This window comes from Streptococcus sp. KHUD_013, assembly GCF_052588545.1.
In genome coordinates this window covers 464,268-481,297 of the sequence record NZ_CP186264.1, presented here as the reverse complement: position 1 = coordinate 481,297, position 17,030 = coordinate 464,268, and the positions used below count along the sequence as shown (strand labels likewise).

Here is a 17,030-nt window from a genome sequence, read left to right as displayed (position 1 = left end):
GATCTTAAAAACAAAAGTGCCCGAGAAACAGTTCTCAGACACTTACTTATGAATGGCATTAATCTTCTTTTGAAGCTAATTCATCCGCTTCAATGACCGGTTGTTCTCCTTCTTTGAGTTTGTTGACCGTCATATTGACCCCAAGAGCTCCTGCTAGTAATTGACGGATATCAAATCCAGCTCCTTGAGAGACTTGATCGATACTTTGCATGATATCACCCACCATCTTAGAGGCGTTTCCTTCACCATACATGGTGATCTTATCCACCTTGGTCAATGGCTCAGCGACAGCACGCGCAATTTCAGGCAACTTATCAACGACCATTTCAGTAATGGCTGCTTCTTGCATTTTCTTCATCGCTTCTGCCTTTTGGTCCAAACCTTTGGCTTCGGCTTCTAGTTTCAAGCGAATGGCTTCAGCTTCTGCACGACCTTTGGCTTCGATGGCTTCTGCCTCTTGCAATTGGGCAAATTTCTCTGCTTCGGCTTGAGCTTTCCGAGCTTCCGCTTCTTTTTGTGTTTCGAAAAGTTCAGCTTCCGCCTTGCGTTGGCGTTCGATCAATTCTGCTTCGGCTGCTTGTTGACGAGCATACTTTTCAGCTTCGGCTTGCTTACGGATGTTGGCATCCAATTCTTGCTCACGAACCTTAACTTCGCGTTCCTTAACTTCCGCTTCTTTCTCTTGTTTCATGATGTTAGCTTCAGCTGCCACGCGCTCTTGTTCACGACGTTGCACTTCTGCCTCAATCCCTTTCGCAGCATCTGCCTTGGCTTGAGCAATATCTGCTTCTTGCTTGAGGGCTGCTTGTTTGAGTTTCAACTCATTTTGTTTTTGCGCGATTTCAAGGTCGGCTGCGACGCGTTTGTCGTTGGCTAGCTTATCTTGTTCCGCTTCTACTTCTTTGCGCTCGCGTTCTGCTTTGGCTTTAGCAATCAAGGCATCCTTCTTGATGGTTTCAACATTTTCGATACCAAGGTTATCAATGACTCCCCCTTCATCAGAGAAAGATTGAACCGTAAAGGCGATGACTTCCAGACCCATTTTAGCCAAGTCTGGCGCTACGTTGTCTTGCACCTTTGAGGCAAACTCTTGACGGTCATTGACCATCTTACGGAGCTCCATCTGACCGATCACTTCCCGCAAGTTTCCTTCCAAGACATCTTGGACAGAATTGGAAATATCTGTCGTATTCCAGTTCAAGAAGTTCTCTGCAGCACGGGCAATCATCTCATCGGTTGTACCGATTTTTAATTTAACAGCTGCATCGGCACGGACGTTAATGAAGTCCAGTGTTGGGACTGCTTCAGATGTCCGAACATCTGTCGAGAATTGCTCAATATCAAGATAAGAGCGTTGTTCGACAAAGGGAATCATAAAACCAGCTTTCCCGCGTAAGTGGCGTTGCTTCCGAAGACCTGTAATAACAACAACTTCGTTTGGTTTAGCGTTCACGTAGCCTTTTACAAGCAAAACTACAATAATGACAGCAACAATGAGACCTGTTATCAACCAGCCTGGAATAAATAATGTATCCATACTTTTCTCCTTTTTTCAGAGGTCTTCCCTCTGTTGTTTATAAATCTTAGTATATCAAAAGAAGTCTTTTCCTCAAAGAAAAGACCTGTATTTATGTTTAGATTTTTAATATGTCATCCCTAGCCTATTCTTCCTCAAATAAACCTTGGAGACCAGCAAAAGGACTATTTTCTTCTTTCTTAACCGCTTGAGCTTCTTGGTACTCTTCTTCTGTCATGATTTTCCAATCATTGCCCTCGATAAAGCCGTGTCCAGCCTCTTCTTCCGGAGTGAGAACCTTGAGAGGAATATTGAGCAGGATATTATCTGCCACGCTTTCACTCAGATCAATTCTGCCCCCTTCGATAGGAAGGATCAGATCTTCCTCAAGAGCTTCGATATCTGCCTCTGACTGTGCGTCCTCAGCGAACACCTCTGTCACAGGATAGCTCTCTTGAAGCTCAACGGGTTCCATGCTTCGGCTAGAGGCAAGGACGATGGTATAGGTCAATTGGTAATCCAAGACATAGAGACCTGTATCATAGGCTACTCGCCCTGTCGCTGTCACATCCTTTAAATCAAGAATTTCTGGATTGCGCTTTTGCAATTCTTTTAGCAAATCCAACTCTTGATCAAAAGCCAGTCCTTCAGGATTTTTACGGATTTCTTGTGTATATAAGTTCATTCTTTTGCCCTCACATCTTCTAGATACTACTAGTATATCATGAAGCTGTCCCTTCAACCAAGAAGTCTCCTAAAAAATTTGTTATAATCATGAAAAAGATACAGTGTACTAGACCTATTGGTGTTGTACACCAAGGTCCCACAATCTCTTGGATAAAAGAGGTTCATTTGCTAAGGCATTGGTCCTTGTATAGATAGAGGAGAAAACATGAAAGACATCGGAGCAGTTTTTCGACAAATACGGGAAAGTCGCCATATTTCATTAGAAGAAGCTACAGGCGGGGAGTTTTCGCGCTCCATGCTGTCACGATTTGAAAGAGGAGAAAATGACCTGACGACCCAACGCTTTTTTCATGCCTTGCAACAGATCAAAACAAGCCTCAGTGAGTTTTCCCATCTAGCAGGGATCGATCAGCACTCCTTTATCCCCAAATTGTTGAAAGAGCACTATGAAAACATGAGCTTGGAACATGATCAAGCCTTGTACCAAAGCTACCAGCTAGCTTATCAGAAAGAGCACAAAAAAGAAGACTTCTTAGCCAGCATTATTCTCAAGGCCCAAATGCTTGGCAACTTTACTGAGGTAGAGTTGACTGCTAACCAAGAGGAACTAGATTTCCTCTATGACTACCTCTTCTCTGTCATGGTCTGGGGAAATTTTGAATTAAGCCTATTTTCACTAACCTCTCCACTTTTTTCCAGTCAGCTCTATCGACAGTACACAGAGGAATTGGTCCAACGGGAGGACTTCAAGCTTCTCCTAGACTCTTCTCTTCCTGCCCTCAACTCTATTTTTCTCAATGGATTTTTTCTGGCCATCAGTTCAAATGAATTTGAAGATGCATCTTATTTTGATCAGCTGATCAAGGACCACTTTTACTCCGAAAACGAAGCCTACCTTCGGACGGTTTATCTCTATGCCAAAGGGGAATTTCTCTATCGAAAGGGAGAAAAAGAAACTGGTCTTGAAAAGATGGAACAGGCCATCCAGGTCCTCTCTATTCTGGATTGTAAGGTCAGTGCCAACTACTACAAACAGGGCATGCAAGAACTCATCAAGGAATCCTGAAAAGAGAGTGGGACAGAAATTGGTAATTCGTTAGAATTCGATTTCGTCGTCCCACCTCCGCACAGTTGAGTAGGGATGTAAAAGCTGATAAAATCAGCGTAGTAGAGCCCACTCAACCACTGCGTCTTGCTCGACAATCCAAAGATAATTGAGAGGCTAGGACTTTTGTCCCAGCCTCTTTTTGTTGAAAATATGCAACATTTTGTTTTTCTTATTTTTGAGGTCTACAATAGGATCATCAAGAAAAGAAAGAGGTCCCAGTATGATAAGCAAACCAAAGAATCGTCTCCTTCATTATTTTCTTAAAAATACTAGTTTTTATTTTAAAGAGGAAAAATTAGAACTGACAGAAGAAGAGAAACTGTCTCTTATCAAGCAGGTCTTGCACCATTCAAGAGAAGTTATTTTATCTGCTAAACAGAAGGAGGAAAGCTTATGAAACTCTTATTTCGCAATCCCATCTTTGCCTTACTCAGTCTTTCACGTTTTTTGAATACCATTGGTGCTGCAATATACAACCTTGTCTTTGTGGTCTTTGCGGCTAGCATGCCCCATCCAAGTCTCGCAGTTGGGATCGCCAATCTCATTGTTTTTATCCCAAGTCTTTTCACCATTTTCATTGGAATAAAGGCCGATTACACCGCTAAAAAAGCTGACTGGCTAATCCGAATGGGCTTTCTGCAAGCTGTTCTTTTCGTCATCATTGCACTGATGACCAAGATTCCAGGTTACCTGGCCTTTTCGATCGTTTGCTTCTTGAATATTGTGTCAGATTGTTTCAGTGATTATCGCGGGGGCTTGCAACTTCCCATTATGCAGAAGAACATCCCTAGCGAGGATTTAATGGAAGCTTATTCCTTTAATCAACTGCTTAGTATGGTCTGCTCGATTTCTGGACAAGCTCTAGGAGTTTGGCTTCTAGCCATCAGCCATCAAAATTTTGCACTAGTCGCTTCGATCAATGCTCTGACATTTCTCCTTTCTTCCACTTGTCTTTTCATCCGACGAAGTCAACTGACCCACGAACCTATTCAAGTGGAATCTAGTAAGAACGTTTCTTTCCTTCAAGAATGTCGAGACATGTATCGCAATGTCACCACTATCTTTGCAGACGAAGAGGTTCACAATTTTGGAAAACTTCTCCTATCCTTAATTTTCATCAATGCCTTAGGGGGATCCATCTCTGGGATCTACAATTTGCAACTGCTTCACTCTCCCTTCTTTCATTTGAGCTTCAGCCAATCTCTCTTGATTTTAGAAGCTGTAACGATCTTAAGTATGGTCTGGGCTAGCCTGACACCCCATGACTATTTTTCCAAGCAATCGCTCCATCATATCCTACTGTGGATTGCAAGTGGCCTGAGCATCCTTGGCCTCACAAATATTTTGGTACGCTGGGATATCCTTTCCCTTTTACTCATCACTTTCCTCAGTTATCTTGTTGCAAAAATAAATCCAAAAGTTTCCAGTCTTTTAATGAGCAAACTGCCAGCTGAAAAATTAGCTTCTACCTCTAGCTTTTTGGGACTGATGGTAAGCTTTGCCATGCCACTTGGAACAGCCCTTTTCTCTAGCTTAGCTATCTGGAACCTCTCTCTTGCTTGGGGAATATTTGCCTTCCTTGGTTTCGGTACTGTCCTCTTATCAAGTAAATAAAGAGGCTGGGACAAAAGTCCTAGCCTCTCAATTGTCTTTGAATTGTCGAGCAAGACGCAGTGGTTGAGTAGGCTCTACTACCCTGATTTCATCAGCTTTTACAGCCCTACTCAACTGTGCGGAGGTGGGACGACGAAATCGAAGTCTAACGAATGACCGATTTCTGTCCCACTCTCACTTTACATGTTTCTTAGTCTTTCCACCCGTTCTGCAATAGGTGGGTGGGTATAAAAGAGCTTTTGAAAGCCTGATTCTTTTTTTGGATCGTTGATGAAGAGAGCGCTACTAGCACTATCGACTTCTCGTTGCATGGGCGCACTATGATCCAGTTTCAAAAGAGCATTGATCATCCCTTGAGGATTCCGTGTCAATTCGACACTGGAAGCATCCGCTAGGAACTCCCTTTGACGAGAAATGGCTAACTGCACCAAGGTCGCCGCTAAAGGAGCTAGAACGATGGCAATCAAGGAAAGGATCAGAACAATAATTTCTAAACCACTTCCACCTTCTCGATCATCATCCCGTCTACGGCCACCGCCCCACCACATCATCCGGCCTCCGATACTAGAGAGCATCGTGATGGCACTGGCTAAGGCCACTGCAATGGTAGAGATGCGGATATCGTAATTGCGAATATGGCTAACTTCGTGTCCAATGACTGCTTCTAATTCCTCCCGATTCATCACAGCTAAAAGACCTGTCGTTGCTGCAACAGCAGCATTTTGAGGATTGGATCCTGTCGCAAATGCATTCATGGATGGATCATCTACAATATAGACACGGGGCATGGGAATCTGAGCCACCATAGCCATATCTTGCACAATGTGGTAGAGTTGAGGGGCTTGATCCTCAGTTACCTCACGCGCTCCATTCATCCGCATGACGACCTCCGTCGATTGAAAGATCATGCTAAAGGCATAGATACCACCAATAATCAACGCTAGGATGACGCCACCAAGTGAGGAGCCTAACCAGAGATAGCCAACGGCTGCTCCGATGAGAGCCAAGAGTATGAAAAAAGCAATAAGGAGAATCCAGGTTCTCCTTTTATTGCTTGCAATTTGGTCAAACAGCATATTAGTCTCCTAATCCGCTAAAGTCCACCTTTGGTACTGCTTTTTCTTCTTCAGGCACTTGAAGGAATTCGGCTTGTTTAAAGCCAAACATTCCAGCAATCACATTTGTTGGGAAAGTCTCCAATTTCACATTGTAGTTGCTTGTCACACTGTTATACAATTGACGGGCATAAGAAATTTTATTTTCTGTATTGGTCAATTCTTCTTGCAATTGCATGAAGTTGGTGTTAGCTTTCAAGTCTGGGTAGTTTTCCGCAACCGCAAAGATGCCTGCTACTTGACGTGAAAGAGCATCACTGGCTGCCATTGCTTCTGCAGGTGAAGATGCTTGAGCAACTTGTTGACGAAGTTGAGTGACCTTAGCAAGAGTATCTCCTTCGTACTTGGCATACCCTTTAACCGTTTCGATCAAGTTTGGAATCAAGTCATTCCGACGTTTCAATTGCACATCGATTTGACTCCAAGCTTCCCGAGTCTGCATCCGACTTTTGACCAAGCCGTTGTATACTCCAACGACCAAAAATGCGAGGACCACTAGGATCCCAAGAATAATCCAAATCATTTTATTGAATTCCTTTCATTTCTTTCTACCAGTATATCAAATTTCCCTTATTTTGTGGTAAAATTATCTTATGAAACCAGAAGAATTTTATGACCGTTTAGCCGACCTCGGCTTCCCACTAACTGATCGACAAAAAGAGCAATACGAACGCTATTTCGAGCTCCTCGTGGAATGGAATGAGAAAATTAATCTCACCGCTATCACCGATAAAGATGAAGTCTATCTCAAGCATTTTTATGATTCTATCGCACCCATTTTACAAGGTTTGATTGAAAACCAACCCATCCGTCTCTTGGATATCGGCGCTGGTGCTGGCTTTCCGAGTCTACCAATGAAGATCCTATTCCCTGAGCTAGATGTGACCATTATTGATTCCCTCAATAAGCGAATCAATTTCCTTCATTTACTAGCTGAAGAGTTGGGTTTGAGCGGAGTACATTTCTACCATGGACGAGCTGAGGACTTTGCACAAGACAAGGCCTTTCGTGCCCAATTTGATATCGTAACTGCCCGCGCGGTTGCCCGCATGCAGGTTCTCTCTGAACTGACCATCCCTTACCTGAAAGTAGGGGGACGTCTCCTCGCTCTCAAGGCCAGCAATGCTCCAGAAGAGTTGGAAGAAGCAAAAAATGCCCTCAACATCCTTTTTAGCAAGGTCGAAGACAATCTACAGTATGAATTGCCAAATGGAGATCCTCGTTACATCACTGTTGTGGAGAAGAAAAAAGAAACTCCTAATAAATATCCAAGAAAAGCTGGCATGCCCAATAAGCGGCCATTGTAGTAAGATACAAAGGGCTAAGCGGATAAAGTCAAAATAGGGAATTCGACGCAGAATCCAAATGATTCTAGGAGGATTCATCTTTTTGACACAATCCGCAGCCCGTGTTCATTTCAATAAGATACAAAGGGACAAGCGGATAAAGTCAAATAAGGAGTAGGACATGTTCCCTACTCCTTTTTAGTTTTGTGCGAGTTCTGCTCTTAGTACTTGGTACTGTTCCTGAGTCAGATGAACTCCCCTAGTCGCCACAACCTTGCTTGCTAAACGGTTAGCAAAGATTAAGGCATCCTCTACATCTACCCCTTGCAAGGATGCTGCTAAAAAGGCTCCCAGATGACTGTCTCCTGCTCCTACGGTATCAAGAACTTCTGTCGGAAATCCGATAGCCTCATACCAGCTACCATCGTAAGCGATAGCTCCTTTTTCTCCTAAAGTGACGATGACTAACCGTCCTGTTCTCTGGTAAAGGATCTTAACTGCTTCAGCAATCTCTTCACAAGCTGAAAAAGCCTTGGCTTCTAGCTCATTGAGGTGGAGGATGGGTTGGAGATCATAAATTACTTCCAGTCGGTCCTTGGGAATCAAGAGACCGCGAGGCCCTGGTGCAAAGATAACTTGGCCTTCAAGTTTTGACACAGCTTGAATGAGATCCATCCCGGTCGGCTCTTCTACTTCAAGGCCACAGAGATAAATAGCGTCATAACTTTCCTGCTCCAGAGGCTGTAGCCATTCCTTCTGAAAACCATATTCCACTCCATGATCTGATAAAAAGGTTCGTTCTCCATCCGACTCAATGAAACAATAGCAACAACCATTCGCTCCTGTTACTGAAATAGGGGTTTGGATGCTCAACTTTTCTAGTTCTGCCTTGACAAAATCCCCGTAGACACCCGTCCCCACTGGCGAGATGAAGTCAACCTTTTGACCTAAAGCATGAAGTACGGAGACGACATTAAAGGCACACCCTCCAAGAGACCAAGTCTGCTCATGGATATGGGCGTCACCTTCCCTACTTGGTAGACGATCAAGATAAACCATAATATCACAAACAGTGGATCCAATCACTAAGGCTTTTGACATGGATATTCTCCTCCTATTTTCTATCCTCAACATGGAAAAATAACCAGCACTAGATAGAGCTGGTTAGTAAAACTAGTCACCCCGATAGACCGGTTGAGGGCCAAAGGTTTGGGAAACTGGCATGATTTCAATCCGATTGACATTGACATGCTTGGGTTGTTGAATGAGCCAAGACACCGTATTGGCTATATCTTCAGGTTGAATAGCATGAGCGTCTCGATAGAGAGCTTCTACCCGTTTTTCATCCCCTTTAAAGCGAACCGATGAGAACTCGGTCCCTTCACAGAGACCTGGTTCAATATTGGTCACCCGAATTTGTTTTCCAGCCAGGTCGGCACGCAGATTTAAAGAGAACTGTTTAACGAAGGATTTGGATGCTCCATAAACATTGGCCCCTGGATAAGGTACCGTCCCAGCAGTCGACCCCATATTGATGACATACCCTTCATTTCTTTCCACCATCCGGGGGAGGATTTGTCGGGTCAAATAGGTCAGACCGATGATATTGGTTTGGATCATGGTCAACCAATCTGCGATCTCTGCTTCATGAGCTGGAGCGAGGCCTAGGGCCAAGCCAGCATTATTAACCAAGACATCAATCTGCTCCCAAGCTTTTGGTAAACTGGAAAGTGCCTGATCCACCTGAGTGAGATCTGTTACATCCATTTGAAGAGGATAAAAGGCTTCTCCCAGCTCTTTGTGAAGAGCCTGTAATTTTTCAATGCGTCTAGCCGCACCAATCACTCGATGACCATCGGCAACTAAGCGTTGACAAATAGCTTGACCAAAGCCAGCGGAAGCTCCTGTTACTAAAATTGTTTCTGCCATTTTCTTACCTCCAAGGATTATAAAAGCGACCTTGGTTTACCCAAATCAAGACCAAACTCAGGACTACCATCAGAGCGGACCCTAGAATAATCAGACGATCACGAGTCGTCATCTCCTGATAGGTGTACCAGGTCCGTTTTTTATTTTTCCCAAAGCGACGCAATTCCATGGCTGTAGAAATCGTTTCGATCCGCTCCAGAGAACTAAAAATCAAGGGAGAAATCATCTGAAGATTCCCCTTCACCCGCTGGACAAAGTTGGCCTTTTTGGACAATTCCAACCCTCTTGCTTCTTGGGAGAGCTTGATAATCTGGTATTCCTCCTGCACATCTGGAATATAGCGCAGGGTCAAGCTCACTGAATAAGCAATCTTGTAGGACACCCCAATCTGATTAAGACTAGAAGCAAATTGACTAGGATGGGTGGTCATTAGGAAAATAAGAGCCAGAGGAATGGTACACACATACTTCAAAGCTAGGTTGAAAAGATAAAACAACTCTTGAGCTGTGATGCTATATGCCCCTAAACCATCTAGAAGAACTGTTTTTGCTCCATAGATCTCTACCCCATATTGAGGGGCAAAAAGATAGACCATCAAGACATTGAGAATAGCAAAGACCAGGGCAAAACTAAGAATAAAAGAAATGTCTTTCAAACGAATGCCTGAGGTCGCAAATAAGGCGAGGGCACCTAGACCAATGACCAATAACAGGCGGGTATCGTAACTCAACATGGCCGCTAATGATACCAACAATAAAAATAGGAGTTTGCTGGCACCTGAGAGGCGATGCAGAAAGCTGGTTCCAGCATGGTAGCCGACTAAGCGATTATTCATGACCTACCCCCTTCTGATTCATATAAAACTGGGTCAAGGCAAGCGGATCGACACCAAGTCGATTTGCCAAGGCGAAAATAGACGTTTCTTTCAAATTAGCCCGTCTCAAAATTTCTGGTCGGGTCAAGAGCTCCGCCGGCGTCAAATCTGCCAAAATTTGCCCATCCGTCACCACGATTGCTCGATCAGAATAATCTAACATCAGTTGCATATCATGGGTAATCATGACAATGGTATGCCCCTTTTGGTGGAGTTCATCAAGGAAATCCATAATTTCTGTATAGTTTCGTTGATCCTGACCAGCCGTTGGCTCATCCAAAACCAAAACCTCAGGCCCCAGTACTAAAATCGAAGCAATGGTTACCCGCTTTTTCTGACCATAAGACAAGGCAGAAATCGGCCACTTACGAAACTCATAGAGACCACAGGTTTTCAAGGCTTGATGGACACGACTTTCAATCTGGTCCTCTGGGACATTTCTCAAGTGAAGACCGAGGGCCACCTCATCAAAAACCATGGTCGATGAAATCATCTGATTGGGATTTTGCAGGACATAACCTACTCGCTCTGCCCGCTCCTTGACACTATCACCCTTGATATCCTCACCCTTTGAGAAATAAGTTCCTTCCGTCTGGATAAAGCCGCAAATCGCCTTAGCAAGGGTAGATTTTCCAGCCCCATTTTTTCCGACAATCGCCAACCGTTGGCCTTTTGGAATAGTCAAGGAAAGATCTTTTAGAATAGGCTGGCCTTCTCGATAGGCAAAGTTCAAATGACCAAGCTCTAAAATTACTTCAACCTCTGCACTTTTTTCAAAATTTGGAGTTGGAATTTCCACTGATAAATCTTCAAGTGGTATTTTTTCCACCTTGTCCAAATTCGGTAGTTTGCTGATATCCTGCCCTAACTGGCGAAGGGTTGTTAAATAGAGGGGTTCCCGAATCCCATTTTCAGCTAGTAAAGTGGTTCTCAACAACTCATCTGGTCGCCCATTAAAGAGGACTTGCCCTTGATTAATCAAGATGACCCGATCGATAGGACGGTAGAGCACATCCTCCAAACGGTGCTCAATGATAATGGTTGTCGTTCCCTGCTCTTCATGAATCTGATCGATCAGATCAATGATATCCTGACCCGACTTGGGATCTAAATTAGCCAGTGGCTCATCAAAGAGCAGGATCGGACTTTCATCGATCAGGACACCTGCCAAGCTGACCCGCTGTTTTTGCCCACCGGATAAATCTTGAGGCCGATGGTCCAAGAGCTTACTCAAGTCCAAGCGCTCCGCCCAGGTATGAACCCGAGATTTCATGCTTTCCAGCTCGACCATATCGTTTTCAAGGGCAAAAGCCAAGTCTTCTGCAACACTGAGACCAATAAACTGACCATCTGTATCCTGCAAGACCGTACTGACCAAATGAGACTTCTCGTAAATACTGAGATCAAAGGCTTCTTTCCCCTGAATGAGGAATTGCCCACTACTGGTTCCCTTATAGATATTAGGGATAATCCCATTTAAGCACTGGCCAATGGTTGACTTTCCAGAGCCAGATGGCCCGACAATCAGGACCTTTTCCCCCTTATAAATGGTTAAGTTGAGATTTTTCAAAGTTGGCTCAGACTGTGCCTTGTATTGGAAGGAAAAATCCTTCAGTTCAATCATTGCTTCTTTCATTTAGTTCGCCTTTTCCCATAAGAGCGCAAATTGGATGGCTAAATCCGCGATTCGATCCTTGCTATCTAAATCCTCATGACTAGATAAGGTTCGGATATCCCATTTTTCTTCCGAGAGGTGGTCTGCTGCGTAGAAGAAATGGCAGAGCTCAAAGCCCCGAAAAGCTGCTAAAGCTGCCACTGCCGAACATTCCATATCTACACAGATGGCTCCTGCTTCCATTCGTCGCTTCATCTTGTCGATGGTTTCCCGGTAGGGAGCATCTGTCGTCCACACTTTTCCTTTCTGATAGGAAACCTTGTGACTATCCAGAAAAGCTTGGAAGAGAGGAAGGCTTTCCTTATTTACTTCCACTTCATCACTAGCCGGAAGATAGTGATAGCTGGTCCCTTCGTCTCGAAGAGCTGCTGTTGGAATGATGATGGAGGTTGCTTCGATATCTTGGTCCAAAACCCCACAAGTCCCAAAGAGAACGAGTTTCTCCATCCCAAATTGAATCAAATCCTCTAAAATCCCCACACAGGAAGCAGCCCCAACTGGTGCATTAAAGACAGCAACCTGTTGGTCTTCAATCGTAATCCCATAGACAATGACTTCAAAGTTAGCCATGGAAGTTCTTGCAATTACGACATGTTCATAGTTTTCAAGGAGGCGCGCAAAAGTTACTCTTGAAAAGCAAGAGATGACTACTTTGGGAAATCCTTCAATTGGTTTGTGTAGGTCTTGTGGGTTGATAATCGCCTGTCGATTGGCATCAAATTCTTCTAACAGCATTTCGTGCACCTCTTTCATTCTACTTCTAGGCCCCTATTATACCACAAAATCGGCCTCTTTCCTTCTAACAAAGGGGGAAAGCAAGCTTACTTGTTCGCCTTTTGTGATGAGAAACAAAACAGCTGTCCTCCAAAAGATAATAAAGAGGGATCCATCAGGCACTGCGTCTATCGCAGACCTCTTTCTTGATACAAAAATGAGAACTTCAATGATTCCCTCCTCGCTCTTTTATTTCTTGGCTCGGGAAAAGGGAGAGGGACAGAAATCGATTACCATTTAAAACGACGGTTTCGTCGTCCCTCCCCCGCAAAGTTGAGTAGGCCCGTCCAAGCGAGAATTAGAGCGTGGGAGGGGCCACTCAACCACTGCGTCGATCGTTAACCTCTTTCCTGATACAAAAATGAGAACTTCAATGATTCCCTCCTCGCTCTCTCGCTTCTTGACTCTGGAAAAATTCGTTTACAAAACGAACCTCGCTCTCTCGTTTCTTGGCTCGGGAAAAATTCGTTTACAAAACGAATTTTTTCTGCTATACTTCTTAGAAGCAAAGGTTTTTAATGTCATCCTGTGAGGTGACAAAGACACAGAATATGAATAATCTGAGGGCCCTTGCTATGCAAAAAATTCATGGGCTCTTTTTTGGTGCCCAAAAGTGAGGTTATTATGAAAGAAGAATCAACTGTTGATTTGCTCCTGGATGTCGACCAAAGTCCGGCACCCCTAAAAGGAATCTTATTAAGTTTCCAACACGTTTTCGCCATGTTTGGGGCAACCATCCTGGTACCACTCATCTTGGGCATGCCCGTATCCGTTGCCCTCTTTGCATCAGGGGTTGGGACACTGATCTATATGACTTGTACCGGCTTTAAAGTCCCTGTCTACCTCGGCTCTTCCTTCGCCTTCATCACAGCCATGGCTTTGGCAATGAAGGAAATGGGAGGAAAAGTCGATGCAGCCCAAACAGGGGTTATCCTGACCGGTCTGATCTACGTGCTAGTCGCTGCAGGGGTTAAAGTAGCAGGCACTCGCTGGATTGACAAATTGCTTCCTGCCGTTGTCATTGGACCTATGATTATCGTTATTGGTCTTGGACTTGCAGGATCAGCCGTTAAAAACGCTGGTTTTGTCGAAGGGGGAGATTGGAAAAATGCCCTTGTCGCTGTCGTAACCTTCCTGATTGCCGCCTTCATCAACACCAAAGGAAAAGGTTTCTTCAAAATCATTCCTTTCCTTTTCGCCATTATCGGTGGTTATGTCTTCGCAGTTTGCTTGGGCTTGGTGAACTTTGATCCGGTCCTCAAGGCCAACTGGTTTGAGATTCCTGGTTTTTATCTTCCTTTCAATACGGGTGGGGCCTTCAAACAATACAACTTGTATTTCGGTCCTGAAACCATCGCTATCTTGCCAATCGCTATCGTAACTATTTCAGAACACATCGGTGACCATACGGTGCTTAGCCAAATCTGTGGCCGTCAATTCTTGAAACAACCGGGACTTCATCGTACCCTTCTTGGTGACGGGATTGCAACATCTGTATCAGCCTTCCTTGGTGGCCCAGCGAATACCACTTACGGTGAAAATACAGGCGTTATTGGGATGACTCGCATCGCTTCTGTTTCTGTTATCCGAAATGCAGCCTTGATTGCTATTTCCTTGAGCTTCCTTGGTAAATTTACTGCTCTCATTTCTACCATTCCAAACTCTGTTCTCGGTGGGATGTCCATCTTGCTCTATGGGGTAATCGCAAGTAATGGTTTGAAAGTCTTGATCAAAGAACGCGTTGACTTCAGCTTGATGCGCAACTTGATTATTGCAAGTGCCATGTTGGTTCTTGGACTTGGTGGAGCAATTCTGAAACTCGGTCCAGTGACCCTTTCAGGAACAGCCCTCTCCGCTATGACAGGAATCATCCTTAACTTGATCTTGCCACATGAATCAAACTAACAAAAAAAGTTCTCAGAATTGAGAACTTTTTTTATTCGAGTTGGGCCAATTGCAACAAGCGTTCCTTGGACAATTTTTTGATTTCAATTTGATTGGCATCCAATAATTCAAATTCACTTGAGTCCAAAGCATCCAGTAGAGCTTCTAAATTCACAGCTGCCACCGGCTTATAACTCTCTGGCATATCGGGATTCCCAGTAATTTCTACTAAGTTCACTTTCCAGTCGATGACCTCATCCATATTGACCTTCTCTACAAACTCTGCAGGTACAAAAGGAACACGTGGCAAGACAGTATCCGTATCTTCTGTTAGACTGTAACTACCAATAATGCCTCCCGTTTCGTTCTGACGGTAGAAACGAACCTGACTAAAGAAGGCGGAGCTGTATTGTACCTTTTTAACCACTTGACTGAACTCCTCTAAAGGTTGAGCAGAGTCTAAAATTTTACGAAGGAGCTCACGATCTAAAATTACAGGATGAGCAAATCCCTGAAGTTGATATTGATGAAGGTCTGGATCTTTTTCTAGATTCTGTAGATTCTTCAGCAAATAGTTCTCATAGTCAAAAGAGAAAATAGAATCTGCGTCATAGCTGGTTCCTAAATTATCGTGAATCTCATTCCCCAACTGGCGAGCTAGGGCACTGAGCCATTCCAAGATGAGTCGCCAATCTTCAAGGGTGGCAAAATCTGCAAGGATGAACTGATAAGCATGCTCTTGATCCAGATAACGAAGGATGATCGGCAAGCAACTCTTGCCATAGCGGATACACATCATGGCTGGAAAATCTTTGAGAGAGCGACCAAGCATGGCTTCCTCAAAACTGTAGGTAAGAACTCCTTCCACCAAATTCAATACATCTTTAGCTGGCATCACTTTTTGATAGCCAAACATACTCTTTTTATTTCGAATTGAAAACACAACTGACATTGTTTTCTCCTTTTTGTAATCGCTTACTAAATTATAGCACAAATTTTCATGACTTTCCATAGAAAAAAACAGCCAAAAGGCTGTTTTTGAATGTAGACAAACTATTGTGCTACATTAAACAGCTAGATGACTTTCAAAACATGACTTTTATTTTTTAGTTATTAAAGAAGATGAAAAACTTTCCGCTGTGAGAAAAAGTGCTTGAACCACTATGGTTCAAGCACTCGGGAGTTTTGAAACCTTAGGTTCAAAACTAAGTCATGGAACTTCGTAGAAGTTCGCTGACGTCCGTACTCACCTAAGGGAAGTTTTTCAAAAGACTTTGTCTTCAATCTGAAACAGCCAAAAGGCTGTTTTTAGCTTATGCAAGAGTTCCATCAAGCGTCTCACCGATAACAGCCAAACGCTCAGCAACCTCTTCTTGTGACAAGTTGTGTTCTTCTACATAGCGATTGCGTGGATGAACACGGCACTCATGTGAGCAACCACGGAGGTACTTGTCTTCATTTTCTTCTGAAGTCAAGATGCGACGGTTACAGAAAGGATTTCCACAGTTGACATAGCGTTCACATGGTGTTCCATCAAACCAGTCTTTTCCGACAACGCTTGGATCGACATGGTTGACATCGACTGCGATCCGCTCGTCAAAGACGTACATCTTCCCATCCCATAGTTCTCCTTGAACTTCTGGGTCTTTTCCGTAGGTTGCAATTCCGCCGTGCAATTGACCGACATCTTTGTAGCCTTCACGCACCATCCAACCTGAGAATTTCTCACAACGAACGCCACCTGTACAGTAAACTACGACACGCTTGTCCATGAATTTTTCCTTGTTATCACGGACCCATTGTGGCAACTCACGGAAATTGCGGATATCTGGACGAATAGCGCCACGGAAGTGTCCAAGATCATACTCATAGTCGTTACGAGTATCAAGGACAACTGTATCCTCGTCTAGAAGAGCTTCTTTAAATTCTTTTGGAGACAAGTAAGCACCTGTCGTTTCAAGGGGATTGATATCGTTATCGAAGTTATCATCCTCTAATCCAAGGTGGACAATCTCTTTCTTATAACGTACAAACATCTTCTTGAAAGCTTGCTCTTCTTCCTCATCAATCTTGAACCAGAGGTCTTCCATACCTGGAAGGCTGTGAACATAGTCCATGTATTTTTGCGTCGTTTCGTAATCACCAGAAACGGTACCGTTGATTCCTTCATCAGCAACTAGGATACGTCCCTTGAGCCCGATTGATTTACAGAAAGCCAAATGATCAGCCGCAAATTGTTCTGCGTTTTCGATGGGAACATATTTATAGTAAAGTAAAACACGAATAGGTTTTGCCATAAGATTCTCTTTTCTAAGATTAAATTATCAGAATTTTTCATTCAACTATACCAGTATACTCTCCCGAGAAAACGAATGCAATTTATTTGACTGAAAAATAAAAGCTTGGGGGCCAGACTTTAGAATGTAGACAAACTATTTTAAAGTAAAATAAGTTAAGCGATTCTGCAAAGAAATAAAAATGAGTTCCAATTTTTAAATCGATTCAAAAAAATACCAAAACTTTCCGCTGTGAGAAAAGTGCCTGAAACAATAACGTTTCAGGCACTCG

General features: G+C 43.7%; 15 protein-coding genes and 2 pseudogenes. 5 read left to right on the top strand and 12 right to left on the bottom strand.

The genetic code is table 11. From position 1 onward, the window contains the following. Nucleotides 1-58 precede the first annotated feature (58 nt). Nucleotides 59-1,537, bottom strand: a complete 1,479-nt coding sequence (locus ACOXXR_RS02155; RefSeq protein ID WP_023027165.1) for a flotillin family protein — start codon at nucleotides 1,535-1,537, stop codon at nucleotides 59-61. A 124-nt stretch (nucleotides 1,538-1,661) separates the two neighbouring features. Beyond that, entirely contained in the window at nucleotides 1,662-2,201 is a 540-nt protein-coding gene (locus tag ACOXXR_RS02150) for a YceD family protein (RefSeq protein WP_042361201.1), read from the bottom strand. A 207-nt stretch (nucleotides 2,202-2,408) separates the two neighbouring features. On the opposite strand from ACOXXR_RS02150, the gene ACOXXR_RS02145 reads away from it, so the two are divergent. The 3 genes from ACOXXR_RS02145 (at nucleotide 2,409) to ACOXXR_RS02135 (ending at nucleotide 4,925) form a co-directional block, all read left to right on the top strand. After that, complete coding sequence (locus ACOXXR_RS02145; protein ID WP_120701698.1) at nucleotides 2,409-3,269, top strand: helix-turn-helix domain-containing protein; 861 nt, start codon at nucleotides 2,409-2,411, stop codon at nucleotides 3,267-3,269. A 262-nt stretch (nucleotides 3,270-3,531) separates the two neighbouring features. Then, complete coding sequence (locus tag ACOXXR_RS02140; protein ID WP_165851212.1) at nucleotides 3,532-3,708, top strand: hypothetical protein; 177 nt, start codon at nucleotides 3,532-3,534, stop codon at nucleotides 3,706-3,708. Beyond that, entirely contained in the window at nucleotides 3,705-4,925 is a 1,221-nt protein-coding gene (locus tag ACOXXR_RS02135; RefSeq protein WP_270308438.1) for a transporter, read from the top strand. Before ACOXXR_RS02140 ends, ACOXXR_RS02135 begins: the two co-directional genes overlap by 4 nt. 179 nt (nucleotides 4,926-5,104) lie before the next feature. Here the strand turns inward: ACOXXR_RS02135 and htpX are convergent, their stop codons facing one another. Both htpX and ACOXXR_RS02125 read right to left on the bottom strand, forming a co-directional pair. Further along, nucleotides 5,105-6,001 carry a zinc metalloprotease HtpX gene (gene htpX / locus ACOXXR_RS02130; protein ID WP_270308437.1) on the bottom strand — a complete coding sequence of 299 codons (897 nt, stop codon included), beginning with the start codon at nucleotides 5,999-6,001 and terminating at the stop codon, nucleotides 5,105-5,107. Nucleotide 6,002: 1 nt separating this feature from the next. After that, entirely contained in the window at nucleotides 6,003-6,563 is a 561-nt protein-coding gene (locus ACOXXR_RS02125) for a LemA family protein (RefSeq protein ID WP_117744591.1), read from the bottom strand. Nucleotides 6,564-6,633: 70 nt separating this feature from the next. Between ACOXXR_RS02125 and rsmG the strand changes: the two genes are divergently transcribed. After that, nucleotides 6,634-7,347: a 16S rRNA (guanine(527)-N(7))-methyltransferase RsmG gene (rsmG, locus tag ACOXXR_RS02120; RefSeq protein ID WP_023024156.1), complete on the top strand. Its 714-nt coding sequence runs from the start codon at nucleotides 6,634-6,636 to the stop codon at nucleotides 7,345-7,347. 177 nt (nucleotides 7,348-7,524) lie between these two features. Here the strand turns inward: rsmG and ACOXXR_RS02115 are convergent, their stop codons facing one another. From ACOXXR_RS02115 to ACOXXR_RS02090, 6 genes and pseudogenes are all read right to left on the bottom strand, one after another. Beyond that, nucleotides 7,525-8,427: a carbohydrate kinase family protein gene (locus tag ACOXXR_RS02115; RefSeq protein WP_023027170.1), complete on the bottom strand. Its 903-nt coding sequence runs from the start codon at nucleotides 8,425-8,427 to the stop codon at nucleotides 7,525-7,527. 72 nt (nucleotides 8,428-8,499) lie between these two features. Continuing rightward, on the bottom strand, nucleotides 8,500-9,255 hold the full coding sequence (locus ACOXXR_RS02110; protein WP_023027171.1) for an SDR family oxidoreductase: 756 nt from the start codon (nucleotides 9,253-9,255) through the stop codon (nucleotides 8,500-8,502). Nucleotides 9,256-9,259: 4 nt separating this feature from the next. Then, the gene (locus ACOXXR_RS02105; protein WP_023027172.1) at nucleotides 9,260-10,090 is read right to left on the bottom strand and encodes an energy-coupling factor transporter transmembrane component T family protein; all 831 of its coding nucleotides are present in this window, start codon (nucleotides 10,088-10,090) and stop codon (nucleotides 9,260-9,262) included. Then, nucleotides 10,083-10,841, bottom strand: a pseudogene (locus ACOXXR_RS02100) (energy-coupling factor ABC transporter ATP-binding protein); the annotation flags it as partial. The gene ACOXXR_RS02105 and the pseudogene ACOXXR_RS02100, both read right to left, overlap by 8 nt. Before the next feature lie 72 nt (nucleotides 10,842-10,913). Continuing rightward, a pseudogene (locus tag ACOXXR_RS02095) lies at nucleotides 10,914-11,765 on the bottom strand (DUF3744 domain-containing protein); the annotation flags it as partial. Then, nucleotides 11,766-12,539: a nucleoside phosphorylase gene (locus tag ACOXXR_RS02090; RefSeq protein WP_445278652.1), complete on the bottom strand. Its 774-nt coding sequence runs from the start codon at nucleotides 12,537-12,539 to the stop codon at nucleotides 11,766-11,768. A gap of 663 nt (nucleotides 12,540-13,202) precedes the next feature. On the opposite strand from ACOXXR_RS02090, the gene ACOXXR_RS02085 reads away from it, so the two are divergent. Next, nucleotides 13,203-14,483, top strand: a complete 1,281-nt coding sequence (locus ACOXXR_RS02085) for a uracil-xanthine permease family protein (protein ID WP_009731544.1) — start codon at nucleotides 13,203-13,205, stop codon at nucleotides 14,481-14,483. Between the two features lie 31 nt (nucleotides 14,484-14,514). Here ACOXXR_RS02085 and ACOXXR_RS02080 read toward each other — a convergent pair whose 3' ends face one another. Both ACOXXR_RS02080 and trhO read right to left on the bottom strand, forming a co-directional pair. Further along, nucleotides 14,515-15,414: a DUF4299 family protein gene (locus ACOXXR_RS02080; RefSeq protein WP_445278651.1), complete on the bottom strand. Its 900-nt coding sequence runs from the start codon at nucleotides 15,412-15,414 to the stop codon at nucleotides 14,515-14,517. A gap of 361 nt (nucleotides 15,415-15,775) precedes the next feature. Further along, the gene (trhO, locus tag ACOXXR_RS02075) at nucleotides 15,776-16,759 is read right to left on the bottom strand and encodes an oxygen-dependent tRNA uridine(34) hydroxylase TrhO (protein ID WP_048716527.1); all 984 of its coding nucleotides are present in this window, start codon (nucleotides 16,757-16,759) and stop codon (nucleotides 15,776-15,778) included. Between the last annotated feature and the right edge of the window lie 271 nt (nucleotides 16,760-17,030).

Coding starts and splice junctions, on each gene's coding strand:
- ACOXXR_RS02155 (WP_023027165.1), bottom strand. CDS start 1,537: ATGGATACATTATTTATTCCAGGCTGGTTGATAACAGGTCTCATTGTT.
- ACOXXR_RS02150 (WP_042361201.1), bottom strand. CDS start 2,201: ATGAACTTATATACACAAGAAATCCGTAAAAATCCTGAAGGACTGGCT.
- ACOXXR_RS02145 (WP_120701698.1), top strand. CDS start 2,409: ATGAAAGACATCGGAGCAGTTTTTCGACAAATACGGGAAAGTCGCCAT.
- ACOXXR_RS02140 (WP_165851212.1), top strand. CDS start 3,532: ATGATAAGCAAACCAAAGAATCGTCTCCTTCATTATTTTCTTAAAAAT.
- ACOXXR_RS02135 (WP_270308438.1), top strand. CDS start 3,705: ATGAAACTCTTATTTCGCAATCCCATCTTTGCCTTACTCAGTCTTTCA.
- htpX (WP_270308437.1), bottom strand. CDS start 6,001: ATGCTGTTTGACCAAATTGCAAGCAATAAAAGGAGAACCTGGATTCTC.
- ACOXXR_RS02125 (WP_117744591.1), bottom strand. CDS start 6,563: ATGATTTGGATTATTCTTGGGATCCTAGTGGTCCTCGCATTTTTGGTC.
- rsmG (WP_023024156.1), top strand. CDS start 6,634: ATGAAACCAGAAGAATTTTATGACCGTTTAGCCGACCTCGGCTTCCCA.
- ACOXXR_RS02115 (WP_023027170.1), bottom strand. CDS start 8,427: ATGTCAAAAGCCTTAGTGATTGGATCCACTGTTTGTGATATTATGGTT.
- ACOXXR_RS02110 (WP_023027171.1), bottom strand. CDS start 9,255: ATGGCAGAAACAATTTTAGTAACAGGAGCTTCCGCTGGCTTTGGTCAA.
- ACOXXR_RS02105 (WP_023027172.1), bottom strand. CDS start 10,090: ATGAATAATCGCTTAGTCGGCTACCATGCTGGAACCAGCTTTCTGCAT.
- ACOXXR_RS02090 (WP_445278652.1), bottom strand. CDS start 12,539: ATGCTGTTAGAAGAATTTGATGCCAATCGACAGGCGATTATCAACCCA.
- ACOXXR_RS02085 (WP_009731544.1), top strand. CDS start 13,203: ATGAAAGAAGAATCAACTGTTGATTTGCTCCTGGATGTCGACCAAAGT.
- ACOXXR_RS02080 (WP_445278651.1), bottom strand. CDS start 15,414: ATGTCAGTTGTGTTTTCAATTCGAAATAAAAAGAGTATGTTTGGCTAT.
- trhO (WP_048716527.1), bottom strand. CDS start 16,759: ATGGCAAAACCTATTCGTGTTTTACTTTACTATAAATATGTTCCCATC.